General features: G+C 41.2%; 16 protein-coding genes. 14 read left to right on the top strand and 2 right to left on the bottom strand.

Annotation, left to right across the window (positions count from 1 at the left end):
- Positions 1-85 precede the first annotated feature (85 nt).
- From fahA to E0H94_RS11825, 4 genes are all read left to right on the top strand, one after another.
- The gene (gene fahA, locus E0H94_RS11840; protein WP_131326708.1) at positions 86-1,393 is read left to right on the top strand and encodes a fumarylacetoacetase; all 1,308 of its coding nucleotides are present in this window, start codon (positions 86-88) and stop codon (positions 1,391-1,393) included.
- On the top strand, positions 1,380-2,018 hold the full coding sequence (gene maiA, locus E0H94_RS11835; protein ID WP_131326707.1) for a maleylacetoacetate isomerase: 639 nt from the start codon (positions 1,380-1,382) through the stop codon (positions 2,016-2,018). Before fahA ends, maiA begins: the two co-directional genes overlap by 14 nt.
- A 21-nt stretch (positions 2,019-2,039) precedes the next feature.
- Complete coding sequence (locus E0H94_RS11830) at positions 2,040-2,588, top strand: VOC family protein (RefSeq protein WP_131326706.1); 549 nt, start codon at positions 2,040-2,042, stop codon at positions 2,586-2,588.
- A gap of 226 nt (positions 2,589-2,814) precedes the next feature.
- The gene (locus E0H94_RS11825; RefSeq protein ID WP_131326705.1) at positions 2,815-3,594 is read left to right on the top strand and encodes an IclR family transcriptional regulator; all 780 of its coding nucleotides are present in this window, start codon (positions 2,815-2,817) and stop codon (positions 3,592-3,594) included.
- A 120-nt stretch (positions 3,595-3,714) separates the two neighbouring features.
- Here E0H94_RS11825 and hppD read toward each other — a convergent pair whose 3' ends face one another.
- A complete protein-coding gene (gene hppD / locus E0H94_RS11820) occupies positions 3,715-4,767 on the bottom strand; it encodes a 4-hydroxyphenylpyruvate dioxygenase (protein ID WP_131326704.1) in 1,053 nt (350 codons plus the stop codon).
- Between the two features lie 939 nt (positions 4,768-5,706).
- On the opposite strand from hppD, the gene E0H94_RS11815 reads away from it, so the two are divergent.
- The 10 genes from E0H94_RS11815 to E0H94_RS11770 all read left to right on the top strand — a co-directional run bounded on the left by E0H94_RS11815 (position 5,707) and on the right by E0H94_RS11770 (position 17,827).
- Entirely contained in the window at positions 5,707-6,294 is a 588-nt protein-coding gene (locus tag E0H94_RS11815) for a YitT family protein (RefSeq protein ID WP_131326740.1), read from the top strand.
- Positions 6,295-6,419: 125 nt separating this feature from the next.
- On the top strand, positions 6,420-6,911 hold the full coding sequence (locus E0H94_RS11810; protein ID WP_116760399.1) for an Lrp/AsnC family transcriptional regulator: 492 nt from the start codon (positions 6,420-6,422) through the stop codon (positions 6,909-6,911).
- Positions 6,912-7,079: 168 nt separating this feature from the next.
- Entirely contained in the window at positions 7,080-8,669 is a 1,590-nt protein-coding gene (locus E0H94_RS11805) for a peptide chain release factor 3 (protein WP_131265045.1), read from the top strand.
- Positions 8,670-8,765: 96 nt separating this feature from the next.
- The gene (locus E0H94_RS11800) at positions 8,766-9,590 is read left to right on the top strand and encodes a hypothetical protein (protein ID WP_131326739.1); all 825 of its coding nucleotides are present in this window, start codon (positions 8,766-8,768) and stop codon (positions 9,588-9,590) included.
- Between the two features lie 67 nt (positions 9,591-9,657).
- Positions 9,658-10,614, top strand: coding sequence for an RsiV family protein (locus tag E0H94_RS11795; RefSeq protein ID WP_131326703.1), 957 nt, complete (start codon positions 9,658-9,660; stop codon positions 10,612-10,614).
- Positions 10,615-10,625: 11 nt separating this feature from the next.
- Positions 10,626-11,441: a TatD family hydrolase gene (locus tag E0H94_RS11790; protein ID WP_131326702.1), complete on the top strand. Its 816-nt coding sequence runs from the start codon at positions 10,626-10,628 to the stop codon at positions 11,439-11,441.
- Between the two features lie 118 nt (positions 11,442-11,559).
- Complete coding sequence (gene acnA, locus E0H94_RS11785; protein ID WP_131326701.1) at positions 11,560-14,316, top strand: aconitate hydratase AcnA; 2,757 nt, start codon at positions 11,560-11,562, stop codon at positions 14,314-14,316.
- 91 nt (positions 14,317-14,407) lie between these two features.
- Positions 14,408-15,211 carry a hypothetical protein gene (locus E0H94_RS11780; protein WP_131326700.1) on the top strand — a complete coding sequence of 268 codons (804 nt, stop codon included), beginning with the start codon at positions 14,408-14,410 and terminating at the stop codon, positions 15,209-15,211.
- 63 nt (positions 15,212-15,274) lie between these two features.
- Positions 15,275-16,045 (top strand): ThiF family adenylyltransferase, encoded by a 771-nt coding sequence (locus tag E0H94_RS11775; protein ID WP_131326699.1) that lies wholly within the window; start codon positions 15,275-15,277, stop codon positions 16,043-16,045.
- A gap of 891 nt (positions 16,046-16,936) precedes the next feature.
- On the top strand, positions 16,937-17,827 hold the full coding sequence (locus E0H94_RS11770) for a LysR family transcriptional regulator (protein WP_131326698.1): 891 nt from the start codon (positions 16,937-16,939) through the stop codon (positions 17,825-17,827).
- 75 nt (positions 17,828-17,902) lie between these two features.
- On the opposite strand, the gene dusA is transcribed toward E0H94_RS11770, so the two are convergent.
- Entirely contained in the window at positions 17,903-18,922 is a 1,020-nt protein-coding gene (gene dusA / locus E0H94_RS11765) for a tRNA dihydrouridine(20/20a) synthase DusA (RefSeq protein ID WP_131326697.1), read from the bottom strand.
- Positions 18,923-19,009: the final 87 nt, after the last annotated feature.

The raw sequence follows: 19,009 nt of genomic DNA, 5'->3' as shown, positions 1-19,009 counted from the left end.
ATTTATTGATTTTTATAAAAGTAATTAAATTTTATCAGTGCGAATAAGCGAAGAGTATTGAGAAAATAACAAGGATGGCATCATCATGAACTCACAATTGAGCTGTTTTATTCCTGTTCCAGCCCATTCAGATTTCACCATTCATAATTTGCCTTATGGCATTTTTAGTCGTTGCAAGGAAGGTGAGCGACAAGTTGGTGTTGCGATTGGCGAGTGGATTTTAGATTTAGCTGCGTTGGAGCAGGCAGGTCTTCTGCGCCTAAGCGAGCATGAATGCTATTTTAATCAGCCAAGTTTGAATAAATTTATCGAATCAGGTTCAAGCAACTGGCACAAAGTACGTCGTGAATTACAGGCTTTATTGGCTCTGGATAATCCACGCTTACAGCATGATGCAGCATTGCAGCAACAAGTACTCTATAAACAGCAAGATGCCATCATGCATTTACCTGTACAAATTTCAGGTTATACCGATTTTTATTCTTCTAAAGAACATGCCACCAATGTGGGCTGTATGTTCCGTGATCCTAAACATGCCTTATTACCCAACTGGAGTGAATTGCCTGTTGGCTATAACGGGCGTGCCAGTTCGGTGGTGGTGAGTGGAACAGAGATTGTTCGTCCATCGGGGCAAATTAAATTACCTGAACAAGAGCGTCCAGTTTTTTCAGCGACACGTAAGCTGGATTTTGAATTAGAAACAGCCTTTATTGTGGGTAAGCCGAGTCGTTTAGGTCAGCCGATTCATATTGAAGATGCTGAAGCCCATATCTTTGGTATGGTGCTCCTGAATGACTGGTCGGCACGAGATATCCAACAATGGGAGTATGTCCCTTTAGGTCCGTTCAATGCCAAAACCTTCGCGAGTGCTATTTCGCCGTGGGTGGTGACCATGCAAGCTTTACAGCCCTTTAAAATGCAGGGGCCTGTACAAGAGCCACGTCCATTGGCCTATTTACAAGAAAGTGTCGAAAGCAGTTATGACATTCAGCTTTCGGTAGAAATTCAAACACCTCAAAGTGATAGTGCGGATGTGATTTGCCAAACCAACTTTAAATATATGTACTGGTCAATGGCTCAGCAGTTAACCCATCACACCATTTCTGGCTGTAATGTCAATGTTGGGGATTTGATGGGGTCGGGCACGATTTCGGGTTCAAGCAAAGATTCATACGGCAGTTTGTTGGAACTGACTTGGAACACGACCGCACCCTTAACTTTAGCCAATGGTGAACAGCGTGGTTTCTTGCAAGATGGCGATACGGTCATCATGAAAGGTCATGCAGAAAAAGAGGGCATACGCGTGGGCTTTGGTGAAGTGCGAAATACCATTTTACCGGCTTTAAGTTTTGACTTTGCCGAAGCAGTGCAGGGACAGCATGAAACTGTATAGCTATTTTCGCAGCTCAGCGGCGTTTCGTGTACGGATTGCCTTAAATTTAAAAGGCTTGAGTTATGACACACAAGCGGTGCATTTGCTGAAACAGGGTGGCGAACAACATGCGGCAGAGTACGTGGCAATCAATCCGAGTGAGTTGGTGCCGACTTTGCTGGATCAGCAATATGTACTGACACAGTCACTGAGCATCCTAGAATATTTGGAAGAAGCTTATCCGAAGGCGGCTTTGTTGCCTCAGAATTTACAACAGCGCGCGCAGATTCGTGCTTTTGCTCAGCACATTGCTTGTGAAATTCATCCCCTGAATAACTTAAGAGTGTTGCAGTACTTAGAGCAGACGCTTGAGGTGAGCAATAGTGAAAAAACAGCATGGTATCAACACTGGATTAAGCTCGGTTTTCATAGCCTAGAGCAACAATTACAGCATTCTAATGGTGAATATTGTTTTGGCGAACAGCCGAGTTTTGCAGATTGTTGTCTGATTCCACAAGTGTATAACGCCAAACGCTTCCAAATAGATTTAACGGAATATCCAAAAATCCAGTCGATTTATACGCACTGTATGCAGTTGGTCGCTTTTCAGCAGGCTGCACCAGAACAACAAGCCGATTGGGAATAAAAACAGAAAAGGAGTTTGATTATGAGTTTTGCAATTAAAAAAATTCATCACGTTGCTTACCGTTGTAAAGACGCCAAAGAAACGGTGCTGTGGTACAAGACTATGTTAAATATGGACTTTATTTTGGCATTTGCTGAAGACCATGTGCCATCGACCAAAGCATTTGATCCGTATATGCATTTATTTTTAGATGCGGGGCAAGGCAATGTCTTGGCATTCTTTGAGTTGCCAACGCAACCTGAAATGGGACGTGATGAAAATACCCCAGCTTGGGTGCAGCACATTGCCTTTGAAGTCGAAGACTTAAATGCGTTATTGGCAGCCAAAGAACATTTGGAAGCGCAAGGGGTGAAAGTGCTTGGCATTACCAACCACGGCATTTTCCATTCGATTTATTTCTTCGATCCCAATGGTCATCGTTTAGAGCTGACCTATAACGATGTACATGCGGATGAGAAAATCGCACGGATTACTGAAGAAATGAAGCTAGAAATGCTCGATGAGTGGAGCAAAACCAAACGCGCACCACAACACACTCATTTTTTACATGAAGAAGAATTAGGTGTTTAAACCAATCTTCTGAGGTTTTAGTTTTACCCTTGACTGCATTTTAACCGAATGCAGTTTTTTTTTGCTAAAAGTTCTTGCCTGATGAGTTGGGAGAATCTAAGTCATTCAAAAAGATGATTTCAGTTTTTCGTAAATCTCAGGCATGATGTCACGGACCAATGTGTCCTTGTGTCGTCACACAAAACGAAATAAATGATTGAAAAAATGACCTTTAAAGAGCGCGTCAATGGTTGAAGAAAAGTTATCGGGTGGAGTGCAATCGCTTGAAGTAGGTTTGGCGGTGTTAAATGCACTGGTCGAGCATAATCAATCGATTATTCTCAAAGATCTATCGCACAAGCTGAGTATGCATCCAGCCAAAGTTCACCGTTATTTGGTGAGTTTGATTCGCATGAATTACGCCAAACAACTGGACGATGGTCAATACGCACTGGGTGATCAGGCTTGGCGTTTGGGTTTGAACTGCATTCAACATACCGATGCCTTACAACAAGTCCAATCGATGATTTATGCTTTACAGGCCAAGATTGGCTGTAGCATTCAAATTAGCAAATGGTCACCGCGAGGGCCTTTGGTGGTGCAATCGATTGAATCGAATCATCCAATTGCAATTGTGACCAAAGTCGGTTCAATTATGCCGTTGGTTAACTCAGCTTCGGGGCGTATCTTTGCTTCGTATTTACCTGAAAATGTCATTCGTACTTTAATGCAGGAAGAGTGGGACAAAGCCGCCGCTTTAGGTTTGGCACTTAAACCGGCCAATTGGGATGAATTTAGCCAACTAAAACAGCACATTCGCGCTGAACAGATGGCTTTGGCGAAAGGAGATTTGCTGGTGGGCATTAATGCAGTGGGTTTACCTGTATTTAATGCACAAGGACAGATTGAATTTTCTGTGGTGGCCATTGACAGTGAAACCTTCCTACCGTTGCATGTTGGTAGTGAAAAAGTTCAGTTATTGCAGCAGGAAGTGGCAGCAATTAACCGCTTTATTCAAGCCCGTTAAGGTGGCTTGTGCTACATGCTAAAAAAGGCGACCGTATTCAGTCGCCTTTTTTGTGAGCGATACATGCTTAAATGGGGTTCGCATGTTTCACTCGCCTGTATTGAGGTTTAAACACATTGCTTAAACTTGGAGTACCCCACGGCGGATTTGATCACGTTCAATCGATTCAAATAGCGCTTTAAAGTTGCCCTCACCAAAACCGTCATCGGCTTTACGCTGAATAAACTCAAAGAATACAGGTCCAAGCATATTCTCAGAGAAAATTTGCAAGAGCAGTTTCTTCTCGCCATTTTGGGTTGAGCCATCCAATAAAATGCCACGCTGCTGTAATTCATCTGTTGGTTCACCATGATTGGGCAAACGCTCAGGTAGCATTTCATAATAAGTATTTGGTGGTGGGGTCATGAATTTCATACCGAGGGCTTTTAGTTTGTCCCAAGTACCAATCAAATCATCGGTAATAAAGGCAATGTGTTGAATGCCTTCACCATTAAAGTCGGCAAGGAACTCAGCAATTTGCCCATTGCCTTTATCTGAATCTTCATTCAATGGAATGCGAATTTTGCCATCAGGTGCGGTGAGTGCTTTAGAGGTTAAACCCGTGTATTCACCCTTAATGTCGAAGTAGCGAATTTCTTGGAAATTAAAGATTTTTTCATAGAAGTTTGCCCAATATTCCATGCGACCTTTGTAGACATTATGGGTTAAATGATCAATTTCATTGAGACCTGTACCCGCTGGGTGCGGGTTAACGCCTTCAATAAACTCAAAGTCATTTTCATAAATGTCACGGTCAATCAGGAAAATGGGCATACCGCCAATGCCTTTGATGGCAGGAATATTGAGTTCCATTGGACCTGCTTGGCTATAAATAGGTTCTGCACCTAATTCCAATGCTTTTTGAAAGGCTTTGGCTGCATCGCGTGTTTTAAAGCCCATGGCACAAGCTGAAGGACCATGCTCTTTATAAAAATAAGAGGCATAAGACTCAGGTTGATAGTTCAAAATAATATTGATATTTCCTTGACGCCATAAGTACGCATTTTTGGATTTATGCTTTGCGACTTTGCTAAAACCGATGGTTTCAAAAATTGGATCGAGATCATTTTCCTTTGATACAAATTCAATAAATGCAAATCCACATAATTCTAATGGGTTTTCTAAAATATCCATCTTATTTCCCTCTTGTCATGCAAGGACGAGTCCAATGTTCAGGCTGTTTGGGATGTGAGGAACGGCATGGAAAAACCCGAAGGTTTGTCAATATGAAGCAGGGTACATGCAGTGGCATGACCAAGTTCAAACGTTCAATGACACATCCTATGTGACTTTTATGATGGTGCTGTGGAATACCGCATCTTCATTCACTGTAGGGCTATTTTAGTTTTACAGTGGTTTTCTCTGATGGTTGTGATATTCCCTTCACCGATCATCTGTTTAACTGTGCTATTTGTGCATCAAAAAGGTGCACATTGGCTACTTTGTGTTGAGAACAGCTTACTAAATCCAATTTAATTATGCAATACATAATTAAATTATGTTATTTGTAATTTTGTCCTGTGGTATCTACGCGAACCTATTGCAGCATTTTAGATTTGGAAAAAACCTTTTATTGCACATCACAACAATTGAATTTGAATAAAATTTTTTAAAATCAAAAAATTCATCTTTGCAATAAGTTATTCAAAAAGGTGGTTGGCACATTGGGTTTCTTTCAAATCCTGAGTTGCACAACCGTCATTTCATAATTTCATTAAAGCATGCTTACCGTATTTGTATAATCCATAATCATTAAAAAATGCAACAAAATTGTGCATAAATAGATTAAATGCACCACAATGTGTATTTAATATTAAATAATGCATGATTTGTGCTTATTGTGGTTTGTTCAAAACGTACGAATTTAATGCTAAATTTCAAAAAAATGTTTCAACATGCCTATGTAAATAGCTGGATTTAATGAAATAAAAAATCTTATAAATTTTAAATATGCATATTTATTTTATTTTGGTACATAAATTGCATTTATTTTGCATATTGTATGTCTTGGATTTTCTTGTGGACAACCAACCTTTATCAGATTCTGCCGTTTTGGCACCTCTCCCAGCAGCCATGTCACATTCAAAAGTAGAAGATGTCGTGGCACTCTTTATTGGCACCTTCCTGTTGTCTTTTGCGATTAATATCATCCAACAGGGGGGGATTATGACAGGCGGTACCGCAGGTTTAGCCTTGTTGCTACATTACATCTTTCATGTGTCTTTCGGGACTTTATTCTTCTGTATTAATATCCCATTTTTCTATTTAGCCTATCAAAAAATGGGACTGCAAGTGGTGCTTAGAACTATGGCGGCTATTGGCTTGGTTTCATGCTTTGCAGAAATTAATCCGACTTTTTTTAGTCTAGAGAACATCAATCCGATCTATGCTTCCTTAATTGCCAACATTATTTTGGGGGTCAGTTTCCTCATTTTATTCCGCCATAAGTCGAGTATGGGGGGCATCAATTTATTAGCAATGTTCCTGAACGAGAAATACAATATTTCTGTGGGTAAATTCCAAATGTTTGTGGATATCAGTATTTTGATTGCATCAGCATTTTTTGTTGATTTTAATTTACTCATGATCTCGATTATGGGGGCGGTGGTCTTGAATTTGATCATTGCGATGAACCATCGTAAAGATCGTTATGTTGCTTAATTAAAGTACTTAACAGGGGGAGTAGGGCAAATCGAATTTGTTTTTCTCGCCCTGTTTCTATAAAGTGGTTTGTAGACAAAAACGCGCTTTTTCAGCAGTTTGATAACAAAATTCTAGGATAGATGATGGGTGATGAACTGGACGATTACGATCGTAAAATTATTCAGCAATTACAGCAAAATGGTCGTTTAACCAATCAAGAGCTGGCAGAGTTGATTGGTCTTTCGGCATCACAATGTTCGCGTCGTCGTGCTACGTTGGAACAAAAAAAGATCATTACTGGCTACTACGCACAAATTGCACTGAAAGCCGATCCATCGCCAATTACAGGCATGATCGAGGTGAGTATTCGGAATCATTATGATGATGGTTTTGAAAAGTTTCTGGAATTTATTTTGGATGAGCCGCGCATTCGTGATGCTTATAAACTCACAGGGACTTCAGACTTCCTGCTTAAAGTGGCAGTCAAGAATTTGGATGAGATGTCGCAATTGATCAGTAAAATTTCTTCGCATCAATTTCAGATCAATGATATTACGACCTCCATTGTGTTGGAAAAACTCAAAGAAAACTCGATTGTTTTATCTAATCCTGCATCCAATACCGAAGCGCTTTAAATGACTGGCAGGGTTTTGTCTGTTGAAAGGCAAAACCTTTCAGCATGAAATCAATAGAAGAAAAACGATTCTTACGCTACAATTGAGCCTATTTTTGTCTCACCTGACAGTGGTATGCGGCGCGTAATTTGCGTGAGCATCGCTGTGTACAAATTGCAGATTTCCCCAATGTTCAAAGATCAATTATTGAAAGAAGTGCAGGCGCGCCGAACCTTCGCGATTATTTCCCACCCCGATGCGGGTAAAACCACCATGACAGAAAAACTGCTGTTATGGGGTAAGGCCATTCAGGTCGCGGGTATGGTAAAAAGCCGTAAATCGGACCGTGCTGCAACCTCGGACTGGATGGAAATGGAAAAAGAACGTGGTATCTCCATTACCACGTCCGTAATGCAGTTCCCCTTTAAAGATAAGATGATCAATCTTTTGGACACCCCAGGACATGAAGATTTCTCGGAAGATACTTATCGTACTTTGACAGCGGTTGACTCAGCACTCATGGTGATTGACGGTGCAAAAGGGGTCGAGGACCGAACCATCAAATTGATGGAAGTCTGTCGTATGCGCGACACACCGATCATTTCATTTGTTAACAAAATGGACCGTGAAATCCGTGAGCCTTTAGAACTGTTAGATGAAATCGAAAACGTTTTAAAAATTAAATGTGTTCCAATTACATGGCCACTGGGCACAGGCCGTGACTTCGCTGGGGTATTTAACCTGATCGAAGAAAAATTTTATGTGTATAAAGCGGGTTTTGGTTCCACGATTACCGAGATTGAAATCCGAGATGGCTATGACTATGCAGACCTCCGTGAAAAAGTAGGCGAGCTGGCTTGGGCTGCCTTTGAAGAGTCTTTAGAACTGGTGCAAATGGCGAATGAACCATTGGACCGTGAAGCGTTTTTGGCAGGCCGTCAAACCCCTGTATTGTTTGGTACGGCATTGGGTAACTTTGGTGTAGACCATGTGTTAGATGCATTTAGCAACTATGCGCCTGAACCGAAAGCACACCCGACTCAAGACCGTAAAGTTGAAGCGACTGAAGAAGGCTTCACTGGTTTTGTCTTTAAAATTCAGGCCAATATGGACCCGAAACACCGTGACCGTATTGCTTTTATGCGTATTTGTTCAGGCAAATATGAAAAAGGCTTGAAAATGAAGCATGTCCGTTTAGATAAAGATGTGCGTATTAGCGATGCTTTGACCTTCTTGGCCGGGGATCGTCAACACCTAGAAGAAGCGTGGCCAGGTGACATTATTGGTTTACATAACCATGGCACCATTCAAATTGGTGATACCTTTACTTCGGGTGAAAAACTGCAATTTACCGGTATTCCACACTTTGCACCTGAAATGTTCCGCCGTGTACGTTTGAAAGATCCTTTAAAGTCGAAGCAACTACAAAAAGGCTTAAAAGAACTTTCAGAAGAAGGTGCTACGCAAGTCTTCATGCCGCAAAACAGCAATGACTTGATTGTGGGCGCTGTGGGTGTGCTTCAGTTTGAAGTGGTTGCATACCGTTTGAAAGAAGAATACAAAGTTGACTGTGTATATGAGCCAGTAAGTATTAATACGGTTCGTTGGGTGTCATGTGATGATGACAAAAAATTCAATGAATTTAAGAAAAAGGCACATGATCAACTCTCTGTTGATGGCGGCGGGCATTTAACGTATTTAGCACCAAGTCGTGTCAATTTACAGTTAATGCAAGAGCGTTATCCAGACATCGTGTTCCGTAATACACGCGAACACTAAACTAAATAAAACAGCCTCTTTTCGGAGGCTGTTTTTACATGGTATTTCTTTTTTATTGGTGAAGTTGCCGTTGAGGTAGCCTAGCGTGTGGTCGAAATGAAGAACAACAACATCATTCAAATTGCTCTTTTGCTATGTACAGGACTTTCTTTGTCCGCTTGTGATTCATCGAAGCAGCCACAAGATGAACAACAAAAATCAGCAGCATCTATTTTTAAGCAGGATCAAGCGGAAGTACTGCCTTATCTGCATATTAAACAGCAGCCTGCTAAAATTGCGTTGCCCTTCTGTGAAACTAAAAATTGCATTGATATTGATATTCAAACCCTTGAAACCCAAGACCAATGGTTGAATAGTTGGATGGCGAAAACCCAAGCCATGGTGATTCAAGATCAAATAGGCTTAAAGCAAAATATGAGTTTGCAACAAGCCATCAATGCTTATGTAAAAAAATCAGATGATTGGCAGGCGAAATACTCGAAGAATCCGGCTTATCAATTGGCACTGTATACCCGTATTGCCTATCAACGAAATGAATATGTGTTGTTACAAGTGGGCGTCAACAGTAAACAAGAAGACGTTAAGGTTGATGAGCGTTACTACTTTGCTGTTGCAGATCGAAAATTGCAGAAAGGTGTGTCATTACTTGACATTGTTGAACCAAAGCAGCAAGTTTATATGAACGAGATTGTGCAAAAAGCCTATCAGGATTGGTTAAAACAACAAACTACCGAAGCAAGACAGAAGGCGCCAAAAAAATTGTATTGGGGGCAAGCGGATTGGTTCTTTGACAGTGAGGGTATTGGCGTACATTACCGTAGCCAGCAAATTGCCCAAGAGGGTAAGCAATTGGACATTTACTTAAGCAAAGCACAAACGCAAAAGGTTTTAAAAGTGGATCTTTATCGGAATATGTTTTAGACGGCGGGATTGAAGCCTAGATAGGTGTGATATGTCGAGTGAGAAAATGAAAATAGGGTTGAGTCAAATGACAACAAAGAAAGTGATTTGGGCGGCTAGTGTATTGACGACAGCCATACTGATGACAGCGTGTCAGCCTAAAAAAGTTGAATCTGAACAACCAGAGACTGCAGCATCATCGACATTGGCGCAAGAACAAGTGAGTCAATTGATTGGAGATTCGGAAAAACTACAACTCAATTTACCTGCATGTGACGACAATAATTGCCCAGAAATGACCATTGAGCGACTCAGTAGTAATCAGCCATTTATAGATGCGTATATAGATGCTGAAATTCTGAAACAGGTCGAGCAGATTTTGGCAGTTTCTCCTGAGTTCGCTGTAGATGAATCGGCATCGACCGCGAAAGCATCGGAAATGGCAGCATCACAAGCCGTGGTTCAAGCAGCAACTGTGAAACAACAGCTCGAACAGCAATTACAACCGTATACCCAAGCTTTTTTAAAATTAGATCAAGAGATTAAAGCGCTAAGTTCAAGTCATAAAATTAGTGTAATGATTAAGCCGACTATTCTAAATGCCAAAGGTCCATTGGTTACGGTAGTATTAAACAGCAGTAGTTACTTGGGTGGTGCGCATGGTTCATCTTCACAACAATATTATAATTTTGATTTAGAAAAGAAAAAACTGGTCAAGCTGAATGAAATTTTGGCAGCCAATCAGTTGGCAGCATTAGAAAATCAAGCACATGCTGCCTTTAAAACTTGGGTGATAGAATCCAAACTGGCAAATGATGTCTCTGAATATGAACAGGCGTGGAAGTTTAAACTGAGCGATAATTATTATTTGAGTAAGCAAGGTTTAATTTTACAGTATGGTGAATATGAAATTGGACCGTATGTGGTCGGTTTGCCGCGCTTAACCATACCCTATGAGCAATTGCAGGCGATTCTAAAAAAACCGTACCTACCTGAGTTTGCCACTGAAGCCGTTGCGAGTGCTGCCAGCGAGCCAAGTAAGTAACAGGTTTGAACATGCCGCTACGTTTATTTGATACCCATACTCATTTTGATGTTCCTGATTTTGATCCAGATCGGGAACATCTAGCATCTCAAGCCAAAGTGGCAGGGGTGGAGGCTTTGGTCTTAATTGGCTTTGTCGCTTCACGATTTCCTGATTTGCTAAAAACTCAACAGGTTATAAATCATTTGTCAGAAGCACCGCAGGCTTATTTAGCACCGGGTTTACATCCTTTTTATATTCAACAACATCGAGTTGAGCATTTACAGCAACTCGAATCGCTCTTACAACAGCGGGACTGTATTGCAATTGGGGAAATTGGTTTAGATACTTTTTTAGCCGAGCATAAGCAACCTGAATTATTTGCCAAACAACAGGATTATTTTCAACAGCAATTAGAACTGGCGCTGCATTACCAAAAACCAGTATTGTTACATATCCGTAAAGCGCATGCAGAAACGCTAGCCTTACTTAAAAAGCAAAAATTTCAATTCGGTGGTATTGCCCATGCCTTTAGTGGTGGTGTGGAAGAAGCCAAAGCCTTCATTAAAATGGGGTTTAAAATTGGCATCACAGGGCAAATCACCAATCCAAATGCAAAAAAACTGCATCGGGTAGTACAGGAAATTGGTGCCGAACATTTGGTGTTGGAAACTGATTGCCCTGATATGACACCACTGTGCTGTCAAGTTTCAACCCAACAACGAACCCGCAATACTCCAGCCAATTTACCGTATGTATTACACGGTTTGGCACAATGTTTACAAACAGATGAAAAGCGCTTGGCAGAGCAGCTTTGGCAAAATACGCAGCAGTGTTTGCGGCTGTAAAATTCAAATAAAGTGGGTGGGAAATTACTAATCCACAACATTAAAGTCAACGATTTGACCTACATTATAAAAAGAACAATGGAATAAAAATTAGCCATGCAAGCCGGAGGACCCACCTATGGCAAAGTATAGTCAAATCGATAGCTTTAATGCATTACAATCCTTTACCGTCGGTTCCAAAACTTATCAGATCTTTAGTTTGGCACAAGCCCAGCCACAACTGGGAGAACTGTCTAAACTACCCAAATCACTTAAAGTCTTATTAGAAAATTTATTGCGCTTTGAAGATGGTGTAACGGTCAAAGCAGATGATATTTTGGCGATTGTGGAATGGCAGCAAACCCGAAGCTCGGAACAAGAAATTCAGTATCGCCCTGCGCGAGTTCTCATGCAGGATTTTACAGGTGTACCTGCGGTGGTCGATTTAGCTGCCATGCGCGCAGCAGTCGCACAAGCTGGACGAGATCCGAATATAATTAATCCTTTATCTCCAGTTGATTTGATCATTGACCACTCGGTGATGGTTGATCATTTTGCCAGTGATCGTGCCTTTGCTCAAAATGTTGAAATTGAAATGCAGCGTAATGGTGAGCGTTATCAGTTTCTGCGTTGGGGACAATCGGCGTTCAATAACTTTAGTGTGGTTCCGCCGGGAACGGGGATTTGCCATCAGGTGAATCTGGAATATTTAGCGCAAGCGGTATGGCTAGGTGAATCGGACGGGAAAACCTATGCCTTCCCAGATACCTTGGTGGGTACAGATTCACATACCACTATGATCAATGGTTTGGGGGTCTTAGGTTGGGGTGTGGGCGGAATTGAAGCCGAAGCCGCCATGTTAGGACAACCCATTTCCATGCTCATTCCTGAAGTGATTGGTTTTAAACTCACGGGGAAATTGCGCGAGGGCATAACGGCAACGGATTTGGTTCTTACCATCACGCAAATGCTGCGTCAAAAAGGTGTTGTGGGAAAATTTGTTGAATTTTATGGTGATGGACTGGCAGATTTGCCTTTGGCTGACCGTGCCACCATTGCCAATATGGCACCTGAATATGGGGCAACCTGTGGATTTTTCCCTATTGATGAAGTGACGCTTGCCTATATGCGCTTAACAGGACGTAGTGATGAACGTATTGCCTTGGTCGAAGCGTATTGTAAAGAACAGGGCTTATGGCGCAATGCAGGAGATGAACCTGTGTTCACTGATACTTTAAGCCTTGATATGTCGACGGTTGCTGCGAGTGTTGCGGGTCCTAAACGTCCACAAGATCGGGTTTTACTGGCAGATGTACCACAAACTTTTGATGCTTTAATGGAGCTGAGTTTAAAACCTGCCAAAGAAGATAAAGCACGTTTAGAAAATGAAGGGGGCGGTGGTACAGCGGTCGATGCGCAAAAATCCAATATCACGCATGAAAGTGCATTCTGTGAAATCGATGGTAAGCAGTATCCATTGGTACATGGTGATGTGGTGATTTCAGCCATTACCTCCTGTACCAATACATCTAATCCGAGTGTGATGTTGGCGGCGGGCCTGCTTGCGAAAAAAGCCATTGAAAAAGGTCTACAGCGCAAACCTTGGGTGAAAAGCTCCTTGGCTCCCGGTTCTAAAGTGGTGACTGACTATCTGAATGCCGCAGGTCTAACGCCTTATCTCGATCAGTTGGGTTATAACTTGGTTGGTTACGGTTGTACCACCTGTATTGGTAATTCGGGACCTTTACCTGAAGCAATTGAAGAAGCCATTAATTGTTATGATTTAAATGTCGCTTCAGTGTTATCGGGCAATCGTAATTTTGAAGGGCGAGTACATCCTTTGGTGAAAACCAATTGGTTGGCTTCACCGCCTTTGGTGATTGCTTTTGGTTTGGCAGGGAATATTCGTGTAGATTTAACCACCCAACCGATTGGATTGGATATACATGGCGAAGCGGTCTATTTAAAAGACATTTGGCCAAGTCAGGCAGAAATAGACGAAGTCTTACAGAACGTGAATACCGACATGTTCCATAAGGAATATGCTGCGGTATTTGAAGGCGATGCCAGTTGGAAGGCGATTCAAATTCCACAAAGTCAGACTTATGCATGGGACGAGCATTCTACCTATATCCGACATCCGCCATTTTTTGCAGATATTGGGCAACCCCTGAATTCATTACATAATATTGAGCATGCGCGAATACTGGCAGTGCTTGGAGATTCCGTTACCACCGACCATATTTCCCCCGCAGGAAATATTAAAAAAGACAGCCCCGCTGGTCGCTATCTGCAAGAGCATGGAGTAGAGCAGAACGATTTTAACTCCTATGGTTCACGTCGAGGTAATCATGAAGTTATGATGCGTGGGACATTCGCCAATATTCGCATTAAAAATGAAATGTTAGGTGGAGAAGAAGGTGGCAATACATTGCATATTCCAAGTGGTGAAAAACTGGCAATTTATGATGCTGCTATGTTGTATCAACAGCAAGGCACGCCGTTGGTGATTATTGCAGGTAAAGAATATGGCACAGGCTCTTCCCGTGATTGGGCTGCGAAGGGCACCAATTTGCTCGGTGTGAAAGCTGTCATTGCTGAAAGTTTTGAGCGGATTCACCGTTCCAATTTGGTTGGTATGGGCGTGTTGCCATTGCAGTTTATGTCTGATCAGAACCGACACAGTTTAAATCTGACAGGGCATGAAAGTATTTCGATTCTAGGCTTGTCGGATGATTTGGCGCCGCATCAAACCTTTGAAGTGGAAGTGACTCGAACCGATGGCTCACGCGATTCGTTCCCTGTGTTATGTCGTATTGATACCCTCAACGAAGTTGAATATTTCAAAGCTGGTGGAATTCTGCATTATGTATTACGACATTTAATTGCAAGTTGATATAGCCAACGTGATCCCTTACAAGGAGCCTTATGATGCTAAGTCTAAGGCTCCTTTTGTATAGATTAAATGACTGAATAAGATTGAATTTATGTTGAAATTTTTATTGGTAGGATGTGTATGCCTATTTCCAGTTTGGGGCCATGCAAAACCGCAAGCCCAGATATTAAAACCACAGAAAATTACGCAGGCACAGCGCGAAAGTATTTGTTTTCAGCTCAAGATTTCCTGTAGTTCTGATGCCACATGGCAACTTTATCAGGTCCCGAATCATCCTCAACGGCACTATGTAATTGCAAAATTGAAACTATTTGAGCTCGAAAAAAATGCACAAAATTATCAATTGCGTAATGATTGGGATTTTTCAAATTACCAACCGCTTACTCAGCATCCACACTGGACAGTGGATGGTGCTGTGACAGTCGAAGATTCACTGGATGAGCAAGGTCATTTTGTTCGAGCCGATGCCTTACACCTGTATCCCGTGTTATTTCCCATCAATGATACAGATTACAGCATTGCCCTGATTCAGCGTTGGGATGAGATGTATTCAGGTGGGGGAATGCGTGAAGAAGTGGCAGACTTTTTACAACTCAACCCTCAGAGTAAATACCAACAGGTTTTTCAAAATATTCCGTTTTCTGTTTCAAGGATGATTCGAGCCTGTTTTTCGGAACAAGATTATGCTCAGTCGAATGGAAACTGCCATGATCAAGAAACACTGCTGTTGAATATCGAATATCTACAAGCGAATACATGGCGCATGAAATATCACTATATACGTACTTTGTCGCCATCATCCGATCAACAGCCTGTGAATCAACGTAAGACTTATTTATTGAATGCAAATAAAGCTGATGCAATCCAGTTTCCAAGTGCATGGACTGAATATTAATCCGCAACTTTTAAATTGAATTTGATAAAATGCTCGCGATAATTTTTCTGATTTGATCTCCCTATGACTGACTTACTCTTAGATGATGAATATGACCGCCGTTTTGCCGGTGTAGCCAAAATTTATGGTGAGGATACATTCAGTCATTATGAGAAAAGCCATGTCATGGTAATTGGAATTGGTGGTGTGGGTTCTTGGGCAGTAGAAGCCTTGGCGCGTACTGGTGTCGGAGAGCTGACTTTGGTCGATATGGATGTGGTCGCTGCATCGAATATTAATCGTCAATTACCTGCCATGACCTCGACGTTAGGCTGTGAAAAAATTGAAGTCATGGCAGAACGTTGCCGCTCGATTAATCCGAAAGTTAAAATTAATCTGATTGATGATTATTTAACGCCTGACAATGTCAAAGAGTTGCTTAGCAATGCTCCTGATTTAATTTTAGACTGCATTGATGATGTCAAAGCCAAGTTGGCGCTGATGTTACATTGCCGTTTTAATAAAATTCCATTAATTGTTTCGGGAGGTGCAGGCGGTAAATTAGATCCACTGAAAATTCGGGTCGCAGATTTATCCAAAACTGAACAAGATCCGATGTTAGCCAAATTGCGTGCGCAGTTGCGCTCCAAAGGCATTTGTAAAAAACCGAAAGAAAAGTTTGGGATTACCTGTGTGTACTCCATTGATAATCCATTTTCCAGTGCCGATGTTTGCCCAAGTGCAGGTTTACGTTGTGGGGGCTATGGTTCGGCGGTCGTAGTGACGTCTAGTTTTGCGATGATTGCGGTTGCAGAAGTATTGAAAAAATTAGATCAAATCAAAGCGAAGCAATGAGACCGATTTAGGTTGAGTTGGGCTGCATAAATCGCTAGCTTTATGTAGTCCACAAGCGATAAAAAAATGACATCAAGAGAAAGACAGAAAAGCAAAATGAGTTTTTTAAAAATGATAGGGTTCTCAAAAACAAAAAAAACTGTGAATGAAAATGCATACACTGCATTTTGGCAAGGGTTTCAGCAGCAGTGATTCTCATCGCATTGTGGTTCAAGGCAGTAAAAGTGCCATTGGATCGTGTCTTCGTTCAATCTAAACAAAAATCTACAATGGCTGATGCCGTCCGCAGAATTTTAAAAGATGAAGGCCATTTTAGAACGATAAGATTCATCAGCAAATGAAAACTGTTGAAAGTATAAATTTCATACGACCGCTGATTTTAAAATGTATAGGACTAAAGTGCATTTTAGAAATGATGCTGTTTTGAGTGACAAGCTAGTTGGGAAAGATATGTAGTATCAGTATGCTTTTAAACTTAGAAAAACCACGCGTGTCACTCAGATAAAAAAGCATACTTTAGTGAAATCTGGCATAAGCCTGCTAAAACAAATTTTTTGAAACATTATAGATTGTGATAGGCTCCCTAAAGAGCTGAGTCGCTGAGATTTTCCCTATACAAAGCTTAATTAGGATGAGCTAAGCCTCGATATCATCAGTCTTGTAAATCAATTAATTCAAGCGGTTGCATACTTTTCCCGGTTCGTTTCGCGATAAAACCATCATAAAGATGAAGTAAAACCAAAGCGCTGATCATGCAAACCAACAGCAGTATTTGTTTGGATAAACTCATGCTCTTTCTCTTCTCGAAGTCTCTTTAAGGAAAGTGTAGTGAAATTAATTGATCTCATCTAATATAGAAAAAATAAGGATTAATCTAATTTTGAGATGATAATGGCAACACTCAAGCAATTTAATTATTTGATTAAAATTGTCGAAGAGGGCGGCTTTATTGCAGCTTCTGAAAAGTTATTTATTGCCCAATCGGCATTGAGCCGACAGATCAAGCTTTTGGAAGAAGAAGTTGGATTTGAAATTTTTGATCGGGGTGATAAAAAAATAAAGCTGACCAAAGCGGGGCAGTTTTTTTATGCTCAGCTGAAAAATAATGTGCTGAACTTAGAACATATTATTGAAAATTCTAAAGATATTGCAAATGGGAAAAATCGACTCATTAAAATTGCACACTCAAGTACCGTTACAATGAGCTTCGAAAAAGTTAAAGTGTTCAATCAAGCTTCAAGGGATCTCGAGGTGCATTTTGAACTCAATACTTTATCTTCAGAAGATCAGGTTCTAGCACTCAAGACGGGTCATATTGATGTCGGTTTTATTCGCCCCCCTGTTTTAAATCACCTAGATGAGTTACATGTGGCAAAGCTCTACCATGAGCCTTTATATGTCGCGTTACATCTAAACCATATGTTAGCCATAGAAAAAAGCATCAAAATTCAGCAGTTAAGGCATGAAAATTTTGTCTCGACACCACATGCTGAGCGGGGTGGACTGAGTTATTTAGTTTCCAACCTTTGCCTCAGTGCGGGTTTTACCCCAAAGAAAGCACCTATTCAGTCCCGTAAAGTGTCCCAACTTCAATTGGTTGCTGCTGAAATCGGGGTGTGTATTGTTCCTGAAGAATTTACAGAGATTTTGCCAGAACAGGTGAGGCTTATTCCTTTGGAGGCTGCAAATAGCTTGTCCGATGTGGTGATGGTGTGGAGTCAAAATGCCGATGAGATGATACAGAAAAGTACTGAGTATTTGTTGCATCATTTACAACGATGATCTGTACAGATCATCGTTGTCTTCAAAAGATTGGCATAACGCAGAACTTTTGATGGGTTCAATATTTAATGGCGATTAAACCGACTGTTCTTTTAAGTAATCCTCAGTACGTTGCATCGCTTCTTTGATGTTGATAATTGCATTTTCTACATCGGCAAAAGTCTTGGCATTACCACCGCTTAAAGCTTGACGCCACTTTCGAGCACCTGGAAGGTTTTGAAATAATCCCAAAATATGACGAGTGATAATCGATAAAGGCGCACCCTCAGCCATACGCTGAGCAATATAAGGCAGCATTTGATCGATAATATCAAAACGATTAGGTAGGTCTAAATTCCACAATTGACCCAGTTCGGCCAAAAGGTATGGATTGTGATAGGCCTCACGACCAATCATCACACCATCCACATGTTTGAGATGTTCCTGTGTTTCAGCAAAGGTTTTGATCCCACCATTAATTTCAATGAGTAGATTTGGACGTTCTTGTTTGAGTCGATAGACATCTTCATAACGCAGTGGTGGAACGTCACGGTTTTCTTTTGGAGATAAACCCTGCAATAACGCAATACGCGCATGCACGATAAAATTATCACAACCTGTTTTAGCGACGGTATCGACAAAATGCAGCATTTCTTCATAAGAATGCATGTTATCAATCCCGATACGATGTTTCACCGTGACAGGAATATCCACTGCATTGCGCATTTCAGCGATACATTCTGCAACGAGGTCAGGTTCTGCCATAAGGCAGGCACCGATTTTATTGTTTTGTACACGGTCACTTGGGCAGCCAACATTTAAATTGACCTCATCATAGCCCCAGTCTTGTGCCATCTTTGTACAAGTGGCTAAGTCTTTAGGATTGGAGCCACCAAGTTGTAAAACGATCGGGTGTTCTTGATGGTTAAAGTCTAAATGGCGTTTGGCATCGCCAAAAAGAATGGCACCTGTGGTGACCATTTCGGTATATAAAATTACGTTTGGATTAAATAAACGGGCAAAAAATCGATAGTCCTTAGTGGTCCAATCCATCATTGGGGCAACAGATATACGCGGAAGCTGAGCTATATCAGCATTCGGTTTTAAATCAGACATGAAAGAACCTATCGAATTGGCCACCTACACTTTTAAGAACAAAGTGAGAATAAGCAAAACAGAATTTAACTATATGAAGGGTCGCTA

This window comes from Acinetobacter sp. ANC 4173, from assembly GCF_004331255.1.
Classification (GTDB): domain Bacteria; phylum Pseudomonadota; class Gammaproteobacteria; order Pseudomonadales; family Moraxellaceae; genus Acinetobacter.
This window is presented reverse-complemented; position numbering and strand designations above follow the sequence as displayed.